The following is a 17751-nucleotide window of genomic DNA, read 5'->3' on the forward strand; positions in this document are numbered from 1 at the left end:
GATGGCTCCCTGCTGGAGGTGAGTAATAGGGGTGCTTCTAGGGCCTTGGGAAGGGGCGCTTGTTGAGCGGTTAGATAGGATAAGGAAAATATAGTGTCATAGAAGTGGTACGGGGGTGTTTGGACGTGCCCCGCGTTACTTCTTATGTGATAATTGGTGTAGGACGTTCCGTCATCCCACATACGGAACGACACCGTGCGCGGGACGGTCCGCGCTACGCAAGAACACACTGAAAGGACACCGCTGCTATGAGCAACGTTCCCGCAGAACTCTCGTACACTTCTGAGCACGAGTGGGTTTCCGCTCTCACCGCCGAGGGCACCGTACGTGTTGGTATTACCGACCACGCTCAGGATGCACTGGGTGACGTCGTCTACGTCGACCTTCCCTCTGTCGGCGACTCTGTAGCTGCTGAGGATAGCTTCGGTGAGATTGAGTCCACCAAGTCTGTCTCTGATCTTTTCGCTCCCATTGCGGGCGAGATTGTCGCAGTGAACGAGGGCCTGGAGGATGACCCCGCACTGGTTAACTCCGATCCCTACGGCGAGGGCTGGATCATTGAGATTCGCCCCGAGAACGCTGATGACCTGGCGAACCTGCTGGATGCAGAGGCGTACAAGGCTGAGCTGGACAAGCTCTAAGTCGATAGACTCTAAGACCTTCTATAGGCCTCGGATAAGAGGTATGTAGTGGTGAGACGGCGAGACCGATTGGTCTCGCCGTTTTTCTTTTAAAATGCACACAAACGCAAATAGTTGGGCGCATTTAAGGTTCGTCTTGAAGGTGTAGGAATTCACTAAAGTGGCTTGAAGGATGACTAAACCCCTAGTGGGAGCCTCTTTCAAGTTAAATGTGATGAAAACTTCAACTATCGCGAGAAGATAAAATTTTCCTCGTAAAGCAGTCCAATATGAGATATATGTGTTCGAAGTATTGGAATTTTGCTAAAATTGGTACTGTCTCTACTGATTAATGTTTGATTGTGTGGCTATTTTTGGGTTCAAAAAGCCCCTGAAAAGGGCGAACTAAATAGCAAAATGCCTTGTGAGGCTATAAGATTGTCTCGAAGGTTTGCGGTTTATCATTTCGTGATAAACAACTAAACTTATCTATCACACTCTCAACACTAAGCAAAGATGTTCGGCACGGAGCGAGACCCCCGACCGGGGGAACGAGCCACTCACTCAAATTTCGGCTCGTATCGACATCGTCTGAACAAGTACCCGAAAGACATAGATGACCTCACGCATCGATGAGAACCTCACTAACGCTGAGGTTCAACTAGAGGACGTGGAGAACGGCGGCTCTGACCGTAACCCGCGTGACGTTAAGAGCCGGACCATTGGTCAGGTTCTTAGCCAGCTTGACCTGGAGTTCCCCGGAATTAGTGCATCCAAGATCCGCTTCCTGGAGGAGCGCGGTCTCGTGCACCCCAGCCGTACCGAAACCGGTTACCGCAAGTACTCCCAGACGGATATTGAGCGCCTGCGCTACATCCTCACCATGCAGCGCGACCACTACATGCCGCTCAAGGTAATCCGTCAGCACCTGGAGGACATGGAAGCCGGTCGCGTACTGAACTCCATGCCTGCCACCGTAAGCGAAGACGTGCTAGACACCGTCCTTGGCCCGAACGAGCAGGAAGGTCGCACCTACACTCTCCGCGAGCTGGCAGAATACGCTAACACCACCCCCGAACTGATTCGCGAGCTGATTGACTTTGGACTGCTCGAAGACGGTTCGGATGTGGAGTACACCGATTACGATGTGCTGATTGCCCGCGTTAGTGCAGAACTGACCCAGCACGGCATTCAGCCTCGTCACCTGCGCGCATTCAAGTCAGCGGCAGACCGCGAAATTTCCCTCGTGGAAATTGCGGTGGCTCCGCTGGCATCACGCCGCGACGCAGCCTCTCAGGCTCAGGCGCAGGAACGAGCCGACAAGATCCGCAAGTTGTGCTTGCAGCTGCACGCAACTCTGGTCGAATCGGCGATGCCTACCTACGAGTAGGCGCACGAAGACGCAGACTACCGGACAGTCTGCTGCTCGTAAACCCTCAGCGGTTCTACCACACCCCAAACGGGGATTTCCCTCGGGAAACACCACTGACCATGGTGATTCCCTCTATAGTCCCTACCCCTTACCAACGGGTAGCGGCCTCTAGACTTGGACGAAGCCGACGCTGGCACGCTCGGAATTTCTACCCCTTCGTCCAACACGAAGAGCTTTCTCACCAGGGGGCTCCCGGCCTGCCAAGGCTGTTCACTCAACTCAGCTGTAAATGCGTACGGACTGCTCCGTACGCATTTACTTTTTAAACTCCCCTGTGGGATGGATACCCAGAAAAAGCGAGGAGAATAGCGGGGGAGGAGCACCCCCACAGGGCGTTAAAGAGGTACGAATGAATCTGAAAAGATCATTCGCTTCGGTGGGTTCAATTTTAAGTAGAGCCCTCTATCAGTTAAAATAGATTGAACAACCGCGCCTATCGCGCATCGGTCGCACTATCGAATCGTGTTCTACGAACCGAATAGTCGAGCCAATGTGTAGTATTGAAAACCGCGTAGCTAACCTCGCAGAGGGAAGCCACGCGAATCATAGATGCAGATTCTAAGGCCTAGCCCTAGAATCTCACCCCGAAAATCGGGGCTACACCGGAACGAAGTCGACCACATTTGATAGGGCGCGGTGAATCGCATTAAACGGGTTAACGAAAAGGAGGGACCGTGCTAGAGCAGCAGGTAGCCGAAAATGCAGGCGAGGCCGCAGGCACCCATGAGGCACCCCAGGGCTTCGACCAGCCCCTGGATGGCTTCGACACCCTCTTCCCCGTAGCGCCGCCTCCGCGCGGTGAACAAGGCGTACTCTTCACCGACCCGGTCTCTGTCGTCGAGGAAAACCTCGGCTACCGTGGCGCCGTCGCCTGCAAGGCAGCAGGCATCACCTACCGTCAGCTCGACTACTGGGCACGCACCGACCTGGTTGTACCCACCGTGCGTAGCGCCTCCGGCTCCGGTACCCAGCGCCTCTACAGCTTCCGCGATGTGCTCGTGCTTAAGATTGTGAAGCGACTGCTCGACACCGGCGTGTCCCTGCAGCAGATTCGCACCTCCATCGAGCATCTGCGTACCCGCGGCATTGACGACCTCGCGAACATCACCCTGATGAGTGACGGTACCACCGTCTACGAATGCACCTCCCCGAGCGAGGTTATCGACCTGGTTCAGGCTGGTCAGGGCGTCTTCGGTATCGCGATTGGCCGCGTCTGGCGCGAAATCGAAATGAACCTCAACGGCCAGCCCGGCGAAGAGATGCACGAAAACTTCGAAGGCGACGAACTTGCCGCCCGCCGTGCCCGCCGCGCACAGGCATAAAACACAAAACGTGAATCAGCCCGCGCTCACTACCTATCGGGTAGCGAGCGCGGGCTGAAGCTTTAAATGCGAGGGAATATTCAATGCTCACTTGAGAAAAAACTCAAGATACACCCCTGTCAGAGCCAGAAGAAAAGCGAAGATTCGCTAAAATAAAGGGGCATTACACCTCACTCATAAAAGGGACCTGCATGCCCCGCATCGTCAGTATCAGCAGCCTCAAGGGTGGCGTTGGCAAAACGTCCATCACTTTGGGGCTCGCCTCCGCGGCATTACACAGCGGACTCTCCACACTCGTTATTGACCTCGACCCCCACGGCGACGCCAGCACCGGCCTGGCAGTGGATGAAACCATCCCCGACGTCGCCTCTCTAATCGCTAGCTCCAATGAACGTGCCTTCGCGGAGGAAGCCGGTAGCTCCTCTTGGAACTCGCTCGTCGGCAAACCCACCCTGCTGACCAATAACCCCGTGACCACCGGTAGCGTGAAGGTGGCGCGCGGTTCGGCTCGTTCCACCCTCGTGGACCGGCAGGAAGCCGCGCCGTTCATCCGCCGATTCAAGCGCATGGTGGAGGCGGCTGCGGACGCCTACGACGTCATCCTGATCGACTGCCCGCCGTTCCTCGGAACCCTGTCTTCGATGGGCTGGGCGGTTAGTGAGCGCATCCTCTCGGTCGCTGAGCCTTCCCTTTTCTCTGTAGCGGGCACCGAACGAACCCTGCGCGCCATCGTGCGTTTTCAGCAGGAAAGCGGCATCAGCATTGACGGTGCGGGAGTAGTTATCAATAAGATGCGCCCCAACGATAGCGAACACCGCTACCGACGCGACGAAATGCGCTCCCTTTTCGGCGATCTTGTCGCAGAGCCGGTGCTCGCTGAAAGCCCCGTGCTGCAACGCGCCCAGGGTGCGGCGTACCCGATTCATTTTTGGCCCGACGAAGAATCGGTTGATCCCGCCATTGACTTCACCCGTCTGCTGGCTGGGCTTATGGCAGACATCTAATCGCTGACCTCTTAGCGCAGACATATACGCGTCACTAATCCGCGGGCTCGAATAGTTCTCAACGCTTGAGTGCGTCTTCTCAAAGAACCGCTGTGTTCTCAGCGCTGTGGTTCTTTGGGACGGCGCACCTTTCGCATATCCGTCAACATTGACACCAGATAGTGGGAATAGCCGGTAGCCTCCACGCGTTATAGTGGCAGTAACAGAAATAACCCCGCTATCGAGGGGCACGCTGGGAACGAGCCCAGCCTCAACACCAACAACGAGAGGACCACATGAGCATCGAGAACGTAGAACGCATTGACGGCGTAGCACAGTACGACCTCATCGTCATCGGCTCCGGATCCGGCAACACCCTCATCGGCCCCGAATGGGACGACAAGAAGGTCGCCCTCATCGACGGCGGTATCTTCGGCGGCACCTGCCTGAACGTTGGCTGCATCCCCACCAAAATGTACGTCTACCCGGCGACCATCGCGCAGAAGACCCGCGAGGTCAAGCACCTGGGCGTCGACGCACACGTAGACGCCGTGCACTGGGCGCAGATTCGTGACCGTATCTTTGCCTCCCGCATTGACCAGATTGTTGAAGGCGGCCGCAACTGGCGTGCCGGTCTGCCCAACGTCGACTTCTACGACCAGTACGCGCGCTTCGTCGGCTCCCACACCGTCGAGCTGACCGACGGCACCCGCCTGCAGGGCCGCCAGATTGTTGTTGCGGCAGGTTCACGCGCCGTGCTGCCTCCCGTACCCGGTATCGACTCCTCCAAGGTCTACACCAATGACAACGTCATGCGCATGGACGAGCTGCCCGCCCGTATGGTCGTCATCGGCGGCGGCGTGATTGCGGCAGAATTCTCCCACGTTTTCTCCGCATTCGGTACCGAAGTAACCCAGCTGAACCGCTCCTCCCGCCTGCTACGTGGCGTGGACGAAGAGGTCGTGGCACGCTTCGAAGAAGCCGCAAGCAAGCAGTGGAACATCGTCAAGGATGCGTCCCTCTCCGAAATCCGTGAGAACGCCGACGGCAGTGTGACCGTCGTAGCTAAGCACACTACCGAGAACGGTGAAGAACTGCTCGAAATCCCGGCAGACGCTGTGCTCGTGGCAACCGGTCGTCGCCCCAACACCGACACCCTCAACGCGAAGAACTACTTCGACGTGCAGGACGGCGGCCAGCTCAGCGTCGATAAGTACCAGCGCGTGCTCTACAACGGCGCGCCCGTACCCGGCGTCTACGCCCTCGGCGACGTGTCCAGCCGCTACCAGCTCAAGCACGTGGCAAACCACGAGGCACGCGTTGTGCAGCACAACCTCAGCCACCCCGAGGACCTGCGTGCCAGCGACCACCGCTACGTACCGGCTGCCGTCTTCAGCAACCCGCAGATTGCTGTGGTCGGCATGACCGAAGAGCAGGCGCGCCAGGCGGCTGAACGTGAAGGCTTTGAGATTACCGTCAAGGCACAGAACTTTGGCGACACCGCCTACGGCTGGGCAATGGAAGACAAGATTGGCCTGTGCAAGCTCATTGCCCGTAAGGACAACGGTGAGCTGCTCGGTGCACACCTGGTCGGTGAAGAGTCCTCCGTGCTCATCCAGCCGCTCCTGCAGGCAATGAGCTTCGGCATGGATGCGCGCACCCTCGCACGCGGCCAGTACTGGATTCACCCGGCACTGACCGAAATCGTTGAGAACGCGCTGCTCGGTCTGGAATTCAACGAGCCCGCCAACTAACGCCGGCTAGATAACGCCCGGAAGCCGAATGCTATGGGCGGTCAACATACACGAGCCAATATACGAGAGGAGGGGGTCGTACCACAGCGGTACGACCCCCTCCTCTCGTTTCGGTAGCTAGAGCCGGTTAGGCGTTGTCGCTTTCAGACTTCTTCTCAGCCTTCTTAGCTTCTGTCTTTTCAGCCGGAGCTTCAGCGGAAGAATCCTCAGCCTTCTCAGACTTATCGGACTTCTTAGCGTCGTCCTTAGCCTCAACCTTCTCTTCCTGAGGCTTCTGCATCATTTCGGCGGTCTGCTCACGCAGCTCCTCAAACTTCTCAGCCGCCTGCTCGCGCAGCTCGGCAAGACGCTCCGCCTGGTGGTCCGCATACTCGTGCAGACGCTCGGCAGCCTGCTCACGCAGTTCAGCGAACTTCTCAGACTGCTCCGCCGCGTACTCCTGCAGACGAGCCAAAGAATCCGACGTGCTATCAGAAACCTTGCCGTACATTTCGTCCACGTAGGAGGAGAAATCCTGCAGCACCTTCGCGCGGCGAATCTTGTGCGAGGGGGTCAGATAGCCGTCCTCCTCGGTCAGATCGCGGTTCATGATGCGGAACTCGCGGATACCCTCGGCGCGCGAGACCAGCTGATTCGCCTCGTCCACAATTCGCTGCACGGCGGCGCGTACCGCCGGATGCACGGCCGCCTCCGGGATGGACAGTGAGCGCGGCAGCCCCAGGTGCTCGAGCTGCTCGGGCAGGGTATCCGGATCCAGGGTCACGAGGGCCGCGATGAAGGGCTTCTCATCCCCCACCAGCATGGCCTGGGAGACCAGGGGAGAGGTACGCAGATGGTTCTCCGCAATGCCCGGAATGACGTTCTTGCCGCCGGCGGTGACGATGATTTCCTTCTTGCGTCCCACAATCTTCAGCAACCCGGCCTCGTCGAACTCGGCCAGGTCGCCGGTACGGAGCCAGCCGTCCTCGGTGAACGCCTGGGCGTCCTCCTCGGGGTTCTTGTAGTACCCCTTCATGACGCCCACACCGCGCACCAGTAGCTCGCCGTCCTCGGCGATGGTGCCCTCGGCACCTGGAAGAAGCGGGCCAATCCTACCGATCTGATACGGGGTGATACGCCCGGCCGCGATGGGAGCGCAGGTCTCAGTCAGGCCGTAGCCCTCGATGACCTGCACGCCCACCGCGTGGAAGAAGTGCGCGAGGCGCTCGCCCAGCGGGCCGCCTCCGGAGACCGCGTAGTGTAGCTGCCCGCCCAGAGCCGCACGCAGCTTGGAGTACACGAGACGGTCGTACAGGGCGTACTGCGCCGCGAGCTTGAAAGATACATGTCCGGTGACCTTCGCCTTCGACCAGGCAATCGCGATGTCCACCGAGCGGTCGAAAAGAGCTTTGTTGAGAGAACCGCCCTTCTCTGCCTTGGCCTTGGCCCCCTCATACACCTTCTCGAAGACTCGGGGGACCACCAGCAGCATGGTCGGCTTGAAGCTATCAAGGTCGGCCGCGAGGTTCTTAATGTTCGGGGAGTGGCCGATAACCACACCGGCGTCCAGGGCCAGCACCTGAATCAGGCGAGCCAGCACGTGGGCCAGCGGCAGGAAGAGAATCGACGAGTTGCGGGGGTTCGCAATTTCGCTTTCCACGAAGCGCGTGTTGGCGCTCAGGTTCAGGAAATTGCCGTGGGTGAGCGGGCAACCCTTGGGGCGGCCGGTCGTGCCGGAGGTGTACACAATGGTCGCGAGGTCGTCACAACCGGCTGCGGAACGTACCTGCTCCAGCCGCTCATCGCTTACCTCGGAGGCGCGAGTGCTCAGGGTATCGAGGTCACCGTTCTCAATGACCCAGCGGTGCTTCAACTGCATGGGCTCCTGGGTCGTGGAGGCGAATTCCTCAGCCTCCGCGATGCGCGCCAGAAGCTTCTCATCCTCGACGAAGATGGCGACAGCCTCAGAATGGGACAGTGCCCACGCAGCCTGAGCGGCAGCGTTCGTCTCATATACCGGCACGGAGACAGCACCGGCATACCAAATCGCGAAGTCAATGACAGTCCACTCAAAACGGGTGCGGCTCATAATACCCACACGGTCACCCGGGCGGATACCGGAGGCAATCATGCCCTTAGCCAGGTTGGTCACCATCTGGTGGAACTGCTGGGCGCGAACCGGCTGCCAGTTACCGGGAGACATCTGGCGACGGTACAGCACCGGGTTGGAGCTATCGGCACGGTGTCGCTCAACAATGCTTGTCAGGTTCAGCGAGGGGTCGACAAGAACCTCAGCGGGAGTGGAGAAGACTTTCATAATGCGCCTTTCAAATCAGGGCGTCAGCTCGGGGCGGTCCGGGCCGCGGGCTGTCCTCGATCTCTCGAGGTGCCGTGATGGCTTTCTGATGGTTCTGCCCACCGCGGCGGGTGATGCATTCGCCTGTTTGCAGCGGGTGGAACCTTCAGAATTTAGTGGTTTAGGGATGCGACAAAAGCTTGAACAGTAGAGAGAAGATACTCGGCGTCGTAGTCGAGCGTTGCCACATGGTAGCTGCGGGTCAGCCATCTAAATTCTACAGGAACTGAACAATGTTCGAGAAAATATTTGTGGGAGCTATCCGACACAGTATGATCGCCCAGTGAACGCAAATACAGGACCGGCGACTTCAACTGCGGAATCAGAGCACGAGTCTCAGCGCCCAAAAGATGCAGCTGATGCACCGCCGCCGTCGGAACCAGCGAATAAGCACCCTCGCTCACACCCGGAACCGCAATATCGGAACCGATTGCCTTAAGGACCGGCAGAACTTTCGAGACCTTACCCGCGTGGCGCATCATCGGGTTCACATCCACCATGTAGGGGTTAATCAGCACCGTGCCCGCCACCGGCAGACGCGCCGACAGATGAGTCGCCACCGTGCCACCCATCGACATACCAATGACCACCACCTGCAGACCTTGGGCGGTCAGGCGACGGTACCCCTGCTCAGCAGAAGCCAGCCACTGCTCATAGGTGCTATCGCGCAAGTCTTTCCAATGAGTACCGTGACCGGTCAGCAACGGCATCTCCACCGCATACCCGAGCTCCATAAAATGCTGAGCCAACGGGCGCATGCTATGCGGTGAACCCGTAAAACCGTGCACCAGCAAAATACCCACAGAATGCTGCGCCGGGTCAGGACTAAAAGAAACGGGGGAGTGATCGAACGCTTCCTGGTCGCCCTCGAGGCGACGCGCCAGGGAGTCCTTAACATTTTGGGTTGCTAGAAGCCTGCGCTCGCGAGCCTTGCGGCGCATCCGCTTGAGCGGCTCCAACGAGTTATCAAAAATGCTCATGGTCCTCCTTCGCCAACCTGCGAGAATATGAACGCAGGTGCAGGCTCTATAGCGTACCCCGGTGGGGCGCCACAGATACAGCGCCGATGCCGGTATATCGCCTCCAGCGCACCCGAATACACCGGTGCGCAGAAAAATCGTTCCCTTTCTTTTTAATTATCGCGCGTTCCCTCGTGCCTCTCCAGACACGCTAGAATTGAGCCGGGAACATTCAGAGAGGAGACCCCATGCCTAACACCGCCCTCTATTCAACGCTCAAGATTCTTGGCTCCCCCCTGTTGCAGAGACTGTACCACCATGACGTGGTGGGCCTAGAGAATCTGCCCGAGGGCCCCTACATCGTCGCCAGCAACCACCTGGCGTTCTGCGACTCTATCTTCATTCCTCTCGCCATGCCGCGCACCGTGAACTTCCTCGCCAAGAGCGACTACTTCACCACCCCCGGTGTGAAGGGTCGTGCTATGGCGGCGTTCTTCCGTGGTGTCGGTCAGCTTCCCATGGACCGTTCCGGCGGCCAGAAGAGCCAGGAATCCCTCAACGCCGGTGCGCAGGTCCTCAAGGACGGCGGCGTGATTGGCATCTACCCCGAAGGCACCCGTAGTCCCGACGGACGCGGCTACCGCCCCAAGGTCGGTGTCGCCCGCCTCGCAGTTGAAGCAGGCGTGCCCGTAGTGCCCATCGGACAGATCGGTACCGACCTGATTCAGCCCTCCGGCTCGAACCGTATCCGTCTGCGCCACGACGGCAAGCCCATCCAGGTGCGCACCATTATCGGCAAGCCCCTCACCTTCGAGGAATACACCGACGGCTCAGACCTGAGCCACCGCGTTCAGCGTGAAATCGCCGACCGTATTGGCTCCGAGATCCGTGCCCTCAGCGGCCAGGAATACGTGGACGTGTACGCCGACCGCGTCAAGAAGCTCATGGCTGATAAGAACATGAGCGCTGAGGCGGCAATCGCACACCTGCAGCACTAAACATTGAGACAGCACCCTGAGACAGCTCCAGCTCCCTGGGACAGCTCCCCGGGCGCCCACATACGCCAGAGGGCGGGATGCGGTACGTGCCGCCTCCCGCCCTTTCGTCTGCCGTTGTACGACGGTGCTTTTCAGCCTGTTGCTGCTCATCTCAACCCCCTGAACACTAACCCGCTGACCACCGACACCGGGACGCTATCTAAACATGTGAGATGTACCTGACCTCGGGGTTAGGTGTTGAAGCAAGCAAGAGTACAATTGGGTCTATTCAGTCTGAAGAATCGCAAGACAGCACGCCGTACGCGGCGCGCCGAGCACCCGAAACGCGGCTGAATCAGAAAACGCACAAGACCATCCCGATGGAGTGAAGATGAGCAATCAAAACCTCAACACCTCGCAGGCCACCGACCACGGCCTAGACACCTGGCGTCAGCTGCACATTGACCAGCAGCCCACCTGGAGCGAGCACGAAGATTTTGAGAGCACCATCGCCGAGCTGAACTCGGTACCGCCGCTCGTCTTCGCCGGTGAAGTCGACGCCATGCGCCAGGCACTCGGTGAGGTTGCTGAAGGCCGCGCATTCCTGTTGCAGGGCGGCGACTGCGCAGAAACCTTCGCGGGTGCAACCGCCGACAAGATTTCCGGCCGCATCAAGACCATCCTGCAGATGTCTGCAGTGCTCACCTACGGCGCCTCCATGCCCGTGGTGAAGATGGGCCGTATGGCGGGCCAGTTCTCCAAGCCGCGCTCCGCAGACATGGAAACCCGCGGCGACGTCACCCTGCCCTCCTTCCGCGGCGAGACCGTCAACGGTTTCGACTTCACTCCCGAAGCTCGCGTACACGACCCCAAGCGCATGCTGCGCGGCTACCACACCAGCGCATCCACCCTGAACCTGGTGCGTGCCTTCACCAAGGGCGGCTTCGCAGACCTGCGCGCCGTACACCAGTGGAACCGCGGCTTCACCTCCAACCCCGCCCACGAGCGCTACGAGAAGACCGCCAACGAAATCGGCCGCGCCCTCAAGTTCATGGAAGCATGCGGCGTGAACTTCGAAGCCCTCAAGACCACCGACATGTACGTCGGCCACGAGGCACTCGTGCTGGACTACGAGCGTGCCCTCACCCGCATCGACTCGCGCACCCACCTGCCCTACGACACCTCCGCACACTTCCTGTGGATTGGCGAGCGCACCCGCGGCATCGACGATGCACACGTAGACTTCCTCTCCAAGGTCCGCAACCCCATCGGCGTGAAGCTGGGCCCGACCACCACCGCTGAGGATGCACTCGCACTGATCGACAAGCTCGACCCGAACCGCGAGCCCGGCCGCCTGACCTTCATCACCCGCATGGGTGCGAAGAACATCCGCGAGAAGCTGCCCGCAATCGTTGAAGGCGTGCAGGCTGAAGGCGCGAAGGTCGTCTGGGTTACCGACCCGATGCACGGCAACACTATCTCCGTGCCCTCCGGCTACAAGACCCGTCGCTTCGACGACGTGCTCGACGAGGTTCGCGGCTTCTTCGAGGTGCACGAGGCTCTGGGCTCGTTCCCCGGCGGTATCCACGTGGAGATGACCGGCGACGACGTGACCGAATGCCTGGGCGGCTCCGACGCTATCGACGAGGCAGCACTGGCTGACCGCTACGAGTCCCTGTGCGACCCGCGTCTGAACCACTCGCAGTCCCTGGAAATCGCGTTCCTGGTCTCCGAGTACCTCAAGAACCGCGCATAAAACGTTCATACGCCTCGCCGTACTAGTCGGTGAGAAATAGCAGAAAAACAATGCCCGGGTCTTCACTCATTGTGAATGAAGACCCGGGCATTGCGTTTAACCTGTGCACCACACAGACGAGGACGGAGTGCACAGACGAGGACAGAGCGCTCGAGGGGGAGCACTACTAGAAGGTCAGGAACGCCTCAATATTGCGCCACCACTGCGACTGCACCAGTGAGGTCGCAAGCCACCAACCGGTAAAGCTCGAACCCATGCCCAGCAGAATCAGCGCCAGAGCCCAACCGCCCACCGCCATACCCGAGGGCGGGGTCCTAAACTGCTTGGCGGGCAGGCGAGGATCCTTCTGCGAAGACTGCTCGGATTCCTGAGAAGAAGCGGCCTCCTCTGCCGGTGAAGCCTCCGACGCGCTCGCCGCCCCCTTAGACTTCGAGCGACGCGTGCCGGAGGGACTCAACGAACGCTCCGCATGGATTGGGGCGTACTCGCCATGAGCCGAGATGAACTCCTGCTCCGTCTGCGGGCCAATGCCAACGGACTGAGTCAGCGGGCCCTTCGCCGCGGCGGTACGGCGGCTCATGAATGAGCCCAGACCACGCTTGCCGGATTTGCCCTTTGAGCCTTCCTGCTCCTGATCAGTGTCAGAATCGTCATTATCGGAGGCGGAACTCACCAGAGGCGGAATGCCCTGGCGGTTGAGCACGGAGTCCTCAGCATCCACGTCGGCAAGGTGCACGCCCTGACCCGCCGTCGAAGCATCGTACACGAGGCTGTCGGGGGAGTACACATCGTAGGCGAGCAGATCGCGGGCATCGCTAAACGCGCTAATCGGGGTGTTACGCACCATCTGCGCGGCACCGCTACGCTCCGCAATATCGGCAACAGCCTCCCATAGAGGAAGCTCCGGCTCCGGGCACGAGGGGGCACGCCAAGCACGCTCAGACTCACCCAACGACTCAGAAATCTCCAGCAGAGCCGTGAACAGCTCGGTCGCATCCTCCGGGCGGGCGTGAGGCTGCTTGCGGGTACACCACGAAATCAGCCCCGCAATGTCGCGGTCTGCACCCGGCGCCACATCGGTCAGCGCGGGCATCTCAATATTGGCGTTGTGGTAGAGCACCTGCTGGTCGTTCTCCAAACCCACAAAGGGCAGACGACCTGAAAGCATGCGGTACATCATCACACCGAGTGCAAAAATATCGGCTTGCGCGCCGACCTTCACCTTCGGATCAAGAACCTCCGGCGCTACGTAGGCGGGGGTGCCCATGGGGGCGCCCGCATCCACCTGATCGTCACGGCGGGAGAGACCAAAGTCCGTCAGCTTCACCTGGCCGTTAGCGTCGAGAAGAATATTGCCCGGCTTAATATCGCCGTGCAGGTAGCGGTTAGCGTGCACCTCCGAGAGCGCCTCCACGACCGGAATGAGGATATCCAGAGCCTCACCCAGGGACAGCGCATTACGCACACGTAGCAGCTGGCTCAGCGTACAACCGTGCACGTACTCGAGCACGATATACATGACCATCTGACCCGAAAAATATTCGGTACCCGACGAAATCACACCCACTGTATGCCCGCCGCCACCCACCTGGCGCATCGAGCGCTCCTCACGGTGGAACTTCTGACGGTTCGCTGCATCCTCAGCCAAAGCGGGGGAGAGAACCTTGAGAGCAACCGGGTTATTCGACCACAGGTCCAGCGCATAATACACCTCGCTCATGCCGCCGCGGCCAATAAGCGAACCCACCTGGTAGTGACCCTCAATAATGGCGCCACTGAGCCACTGCGAAGAACCAATAGCGGTATCCGGGGCAGCGGGACGAGTGGCGGGAGGAACAGGAGTATTTGCAGAAGAACGAGGGTTCACAGGAGAAATCCGGCGTGGGCTGGGAGTATTCATACGTCTCAACATTTTAGCCCGCCCACCTGGGCAGAAGCGATGCCAAAGGGCGCCGGGCAGGTGAACACTCAGCGAATTCTTACAAAGTGCCGGTGGACCCGACTCCACCGCAAGAACAACGGACAGGGCACAAGAACGAAAGATATATGGCAAGGCTCCAAAGCCTGCGGCGGGTCAAAAGTGGTAAATACGTGCCAGCTCTGGCACTCTTAAAAGGTGACTAACGAAAATATTGCTCAGACCTTCGCCCTCGTCGGCGATTGGGTAACCATCCCCGAAATTGCGCAGGCACTCGACCTGAAGGTGACCCGCGTTCACAACCTGATTTCTGACGGTACGCTCATCGCTCTGCGCGACCCGGAAACCAACGTGCGCAAGGTACCCGCACTGTTCATGAACGGTTCGCGAGTACTCGAATCCCTCAAGGGCACCCTCGCTGTCCTGAAGGACTCCGGCTTCAGCGATGAAGAAGCTATCGTGTGGCTGTACACCAACGACGACTCTCTGCCCGGCCGCCCCATCGACGCGCTGATTGACGGTCGTAAGACCGAGATCCGTCGCCGTGCGCAGGCACTGGCTTGGTAATCTGGCTTGGTAATAGCGGCTCAGTACTATAGCTAAATAGGTTGAGGCGGCATACTTCGGTATGCCGCCTCAACTTGTTTAACGTTCTAACTGTGTTGAACCTCTACGCCTTGCGACGTAGCGCATCTATGCCTTGCGACGCAACGCACGGCCCACAATATCGGTCAGTGCCGCATGCGTCAGCTCGTCCAGGTTCATCGCCTCCAGCGCCTCAAACACAGCCTGAGACTTCTGCTCAATCAGCTGCTCATGCTTGGCGAAAGCGCCCGAAGAAACCATCAGATCGCGGATGCGCTCCACCTGCTCATCGCTCAGCTCGGGGTTGCCCAGGCTATCGTGTAGGAGTGCCGCATCGCTCTCAGAAATAGCGGCGGAGGTGAGCGCCACCAGCACGGTACGCTTACCCTCACGCAGGTCATCGCCAGCAGGCTTGCCGGTCACCTCGGGCTGGCCGAAGACGCCCAGCTCGTCATCACGCAGCTGGAAGCCCTCACCCAGCGGCAGGCCGAACGCACGGTAACCGGCAAGTACCGGGTGCTGCTCGCTCACGGCACATGCACCGCTCTCCAGCGCGGCAGCCTGCAGAGCCAGAGCACCACCAATCGTGAAGGGGTGCTCGCACGAGTACTTGGCGGACTTGAAACGAATCACGTTCAGGGCACGCTGCAGAGCCGCCTGAGCGTCCTCGGTTTCGAGAACCTCGGAGTAGACGTCCAGGTACTGACCCGCCAGAACTTCGGTGCGCATCCGGTCAAAAATAGTGCGTGCAGGGGCGCCATAAATCGCTCCCTCACCCAGGGACGCGAAAACCTCGGCAGACCACGCCAGGGTCAGATCGCCGGCAAGAATACCGCCGGTCAGACCGTAGTTGAAAGCATCACCGCGCCAACCATTCTGCTCGTGCGCCGCCTCGAAACGCTTGTGCACGGAGGGAGCGCCGCGGCGGGTATCGGAGCGGTCGATAATGTCGTCGTGAATCAGTGCGGAGGTCTGGAACAGCTCCACCGCCATGCCGGCCTTCACAATAGACCAGGATGCGCGGTTCTCGGTTACGGGTGCGCCGCCCGCACCTCGCCAACCCCAGTAGCTCAGCAGGGCACGCAGGCGCTTGCCGCCGGTGGAGAGGGACTCGATGGCCTCCAGCAGGGGCAGGGTTTCGGGGGAGATACCCTCGAGTAACTCGCGCTGGCGGGCAAAAAACTCCGCCATGAGAGTGTCAAAAGCGTGCAGGTAGGCTCGCTGCTCTTCAGCAATGCGCTCAGCGAGGTGCGCAGAATCCGCCTGGATATTCGGCGCCGCTACGGTGAGGCTCTCGGTCGCCTGGGGAGTGGGTGCTCCGGAAGGAGAATGGGGAGTCATACTATCCTTGCTGATGGTCGCTGTGTACGGTCCTGATGCGGTGCGGTGTGCACTTCTTCTAGCTTAGTGGAGAAAAGTCCAAGAGAACGCATTTACGAACATGTTTACGATAGATTACTCCCATTTTTCGTAGAAATGTGCTATATTTTCGGTAGGTGGGCGTAGAAGCTATGAGAGGAGGCGACATGGGGCAGGCGCGAACCGGCAAGAACAGCGGCGCAAGGAACGGCCGCGTCATTATGCACCTGGACATGGACGCTTTCTTTGTCAACGTCGAGCTCCTCGAAAACCCCGCTCTGCGTGGCGAACCCATTATCGTGGCGCCGCTGGGACCCCGTTCGGTTGTATGCTCCGCTTCCTACGAGGCGCGCGCCCACGGGGTGCGCTCCGGCATGCCGCTTAGCCGCGCCCGGAACCTCAGCCCCAACGCCACCGTCCTGCCGCTGCGTGGCGACTACCGGCACTACTCCCGTGCCGTCATGGCAATCCTGAACAATCTGAGTCCCTACGTTGAGCAGGTTAGTGTGGATGAAGCCTTCGTGGACCTAACCGGCGCCTATCTGCACGGCCACGATCCCGTCGCCCTGGCGCAGCGCGCTCGCGACCGCATCGCGCAGGAACTCTCCCTGCCCTCCTCCGCGGGGGTTGCGCCCAATAAACTGCTTGCCAAAATGGCGTCCACCGGTAGTAAACCGAACGGGCTGTGGGTCATTCCACCCGAGCGCGTTCAAGAATTTCTTGACCCGAGAAAAGTCTCCGACCTGTGGGGAGTGGGTGCGAAGAGTACCGAGCAGCTCTCCCGATACGGTATTCACACCATCGCCCAGATGAGGTCCATGAGCCTGGACTGGCTCAAAGAACGCTTCGGTACCGCCCAGGGCGAGCACCTCTGGGCCATGGCGCGCGGCATTGACGAACGCCCCGTAATCACCGAACGTGAAGAGAAAAGCATGGGTGGCGAGCACACCTTCGAGACGGATACGACCGATGCCCAGGAGGTGAGCGCTGCTATTCGGGAGCTGAGTCTCAAACTGGGAAAGCGCCTGCGCACCGCCGGGAAACTCGCCGGAGGGCTCAGCCTCAAAATCCGCTACAGCACCTTCGAAACGCACACCCGCGCTATTGCCCTGAACGTGCCCGTAGACTCCGGCATGCAGATTGCTTCCTTGGCATTGGAAGCCTTGCGCGCAGATGAAATCTTGGTAGGGCAAGCGGCGCCCCGCGCCCTGCGACTTATCGGCGTGCGTGCCGAAAAGCTTGCCCGCGCAGAAGACGGGGTGCAACAAACTCTCTTCGACTCCATCGAGAGTGGGGCAAACTCGCGCTCCATACAAACTGGCTCCGCACAACGACGCGGCGGGGGAGCTGGTAATAGTCCGCAGAACGGTACTCGCACAGGGGCTGGTATTTACTCGGGGTCTGGTATTCACTTGGGATCTGGCGCGCGCCTCGTGAAAAGCGGCAGATGGTCCGAGGTGGAGCATGTCATGGACGCCATTCACCGCAAGTACAGCCGCGAAAGCCTCAAACCCGCCTCCGGGGTGGCTGGGCCGGAACAGAAAGCCGAGGAAAAGGCTGGACAAAAAGCCAAGTAAAAGACTGGGCAAAAGGCTGAGGAAGGGAACTATGCTGAGGAAAGCTCCGCCGAAAGGATGGCACCCTCCGCAGAAGACCTTAAGGCGCTTCTGCCTGAAAAGAATGCGCCAACCCCACCCGGCGCGGTACCATGGGAAGCATACGACGGGAAGAAGCGCTCACCGCGCCAGCTG

13 protein-coding genes are annotated in these 17751 nt (G+C 59.6%); 9 read left to right on the plus strand and 4 right to left on the minus strand.

Features of this window, described 5'->3' with window-relative positions:
* Positions 1 to 248 precede the first annotated feature (248 nt).
* From gcvH to HMPREF2765_RS05365, 5 genes are all read left to right on the plus strand, one after another.
* Complete coding sequence (gene gcvH, locus HMPREF2765_RS05345; protein WP_049337538.1) at positions 249 to 641, plus strand: glycine cleavage system protein GcvH; 393 nt, start codon at positions 249 to 251, stop codon at positions 639 to 641.
* A gap of 595 nt (positions 642 to 1236) precedes the next feature.
* Positions 1237 to 2010: a transcriptional regulator FtsR gene (locus HMPREF2765_RS05350; RefSeq protein WP_049337539.1), complete on the plus strand. Its 774-nt coding sequence runs from the start codon at positions 1237 to 1239 to the stop codon at positions 2008 to 2010.
* A gap of 716 nt (positions 2011 to 2726) precedes the next feature.
* Positions 2727 to 3374: a MerR family transcriptional regulator gene (locus HMPREF2765_RS05355; protein ID WP_070604573.1), complete on the plus strand. Its 648-nt coding sequence runs from the start codon at positions 2727 to 2729 to the stop codon at positions 3372 to 3374.
* A gap of 191 nt (positions 3375 to 3565) precedes the next feature.
* Positions 3566 to 4378 (plus strand): ParA family protein, encoded by an 813-nt coding sequence (locus HMPREF2765_RS05360; RefSeq protein ID WP_049340760.1) that lies wholly within the window; start codon positions 3566 to 3568, stop codon positions 4376 to 4378.
* Positions 4379 to 4653: 275 nt separating this feature from the next.
* Entirely contained in the window at positions 4654 to 6111 is a 1458-nt protein-coding gene (locus HMPREF2765_RS05365) for a mycothione reductase (RefSeq protein WP_049340759.1), read from the plus strand.
* 127 nt (positions 6112 to 6238) lie between these two features.
* Here HMPREF2765_RS05365 and HMPREF2765_RS05370 read toward each other — a convergent pair whose 3' ends face one another.
* Together HMPREF2765_RS05370 and HMPREF2765_RS05375 are read right to left on the minus strand one after the other, a co-directional pair.
* Complete coding sequence (locus HMPREF2765_RS05370; protein WP_070604575.1) at positions 6239 to 8407, minus strand: AMP-dependent synthetase/ligase; 2169 nt, start codon at positions 8405 to 8407, stop codon at positions 6239 to 6241.
* A gap of 152 nt (positions 8408 to 8559) precedes the next feature.
* Positions 8560 to 9426, minus strand: a complete 867-nt coding sequence (locus HMPREF2765_RS05375; RefSeq protein ID WP_070604577.1) for an alpha/beta hydrolase — start codon at positions 9424 to 9426, stop codon at positions 8560 to 8562.
* Positions 9427 to 9653: 227 nt separating this feature from the next.
* Between HMPREF2765_RS05375 and HMPREF2765_RS05380 the strand changes: the two genes are divergently transcribed.
* Positions 9654 to 10403, plus strand: a complete 750-nt coding sequence (locus HMPREF2765_RS05380; RefSeq protein ID WP_070604578.1) for a lysophospholipid acyltransferase family protein — start codon at positions 9654 to 9656, stop codon at positions 10401 to 10403.
* A gap of 370 nt (positions 10404 to 10773) precedes the next feature.
* Positions 10774 to 12138, plus strand: a complete 1365-nt coding sequence (locus HMPREF2765_RS05385; RefSeq protein ID WP_070604580.1) for a class II 3-deoxy-7-phosphoheptulonate synthase — start codon at positions 10774 to 10776, stop codon at positions 12136 to 12138.
* A 166-nt stretch (positions 12139 to 12304) separates the two neighbouring features.
* Here the strand turns inward: HMPREF2765_RS05385 and HMPREF2765_RS05390 are convergent, their stop codons facing one another.
* The gene (locus HMPREF2765_RS05390) at positions 12305 to 14005 is read right to left on the minus strand and encodes a serine/threonine protein kinase (RefSeq protein WP_246824925.1); all 1701 of its coding nucleotides are present in this window, start codon (positions 14003 to 14005) and stop codon (positions 12305 to 12307) included.
* Positions 14006 to 14254: 249 nt separating this feature from the next.
* On the opposite strand from HMPREF2765_RS05390, the gene HMPREF2765_RS05395 reads away from it, so the two are divergent.
* Positions 14255 to 14623: an Rv2175c family DNA-binding protein gene (locus HMPREF2765_RS05395; protein WP_070506761.1), complete on the plus strand. Its 369-nt coding sequence runs from the start codon at positions 14255 to 14257 to the stop codon at positions 14621 to 14623.
* Positions 14624 to 14749: 126 nt separating this feature from the next.
* On the opposite strand, the gene HMPREF2765_RS05400 is transcribed toward HMPREF2765_RS05395, so the two are convergent.
* Complete coding sequence (locus HMPREF2765_RS05400) at positions 14750 to 15982, minus strand: polyprenyl synthetase family protein (RefSeq protein ID WP_070604584.1); 1233 nt, start codon at positions 15980 to 15982, stop codon at positions 14750 to 14752.
* A gap of 185 nt (positions 15983 to 16167) precedes the next feature.
* Here HMPREF2765_RS05400 and dinB point away from each other — a divergent pair, with 185 nt between their 5' ends.
* Complete coding sequence (gene dinB, locus HMPREF2765_RS05405) at positions 16168 to 17577, plus strand: DNA polymerase IV (RefSeq protein WP_049350361.1); 1410 nt, start codon at positions 16168 to 16170, stop codon at positions 17575 to 17577.
* Positions 17578 to 17751 lie beyond the last annotated feature (174 nt).

Origin of the sequence: Rothia sp. HMSC062H08, from assembly GCF_001810775.1 — a bacterium.
In the GTDB taxonomy this organism is placed as follows: domain Bacteria; phylum Actinomycetota; class Actinomycetes; order Actinomycetales; family Micrococcaceae; genus Rothia.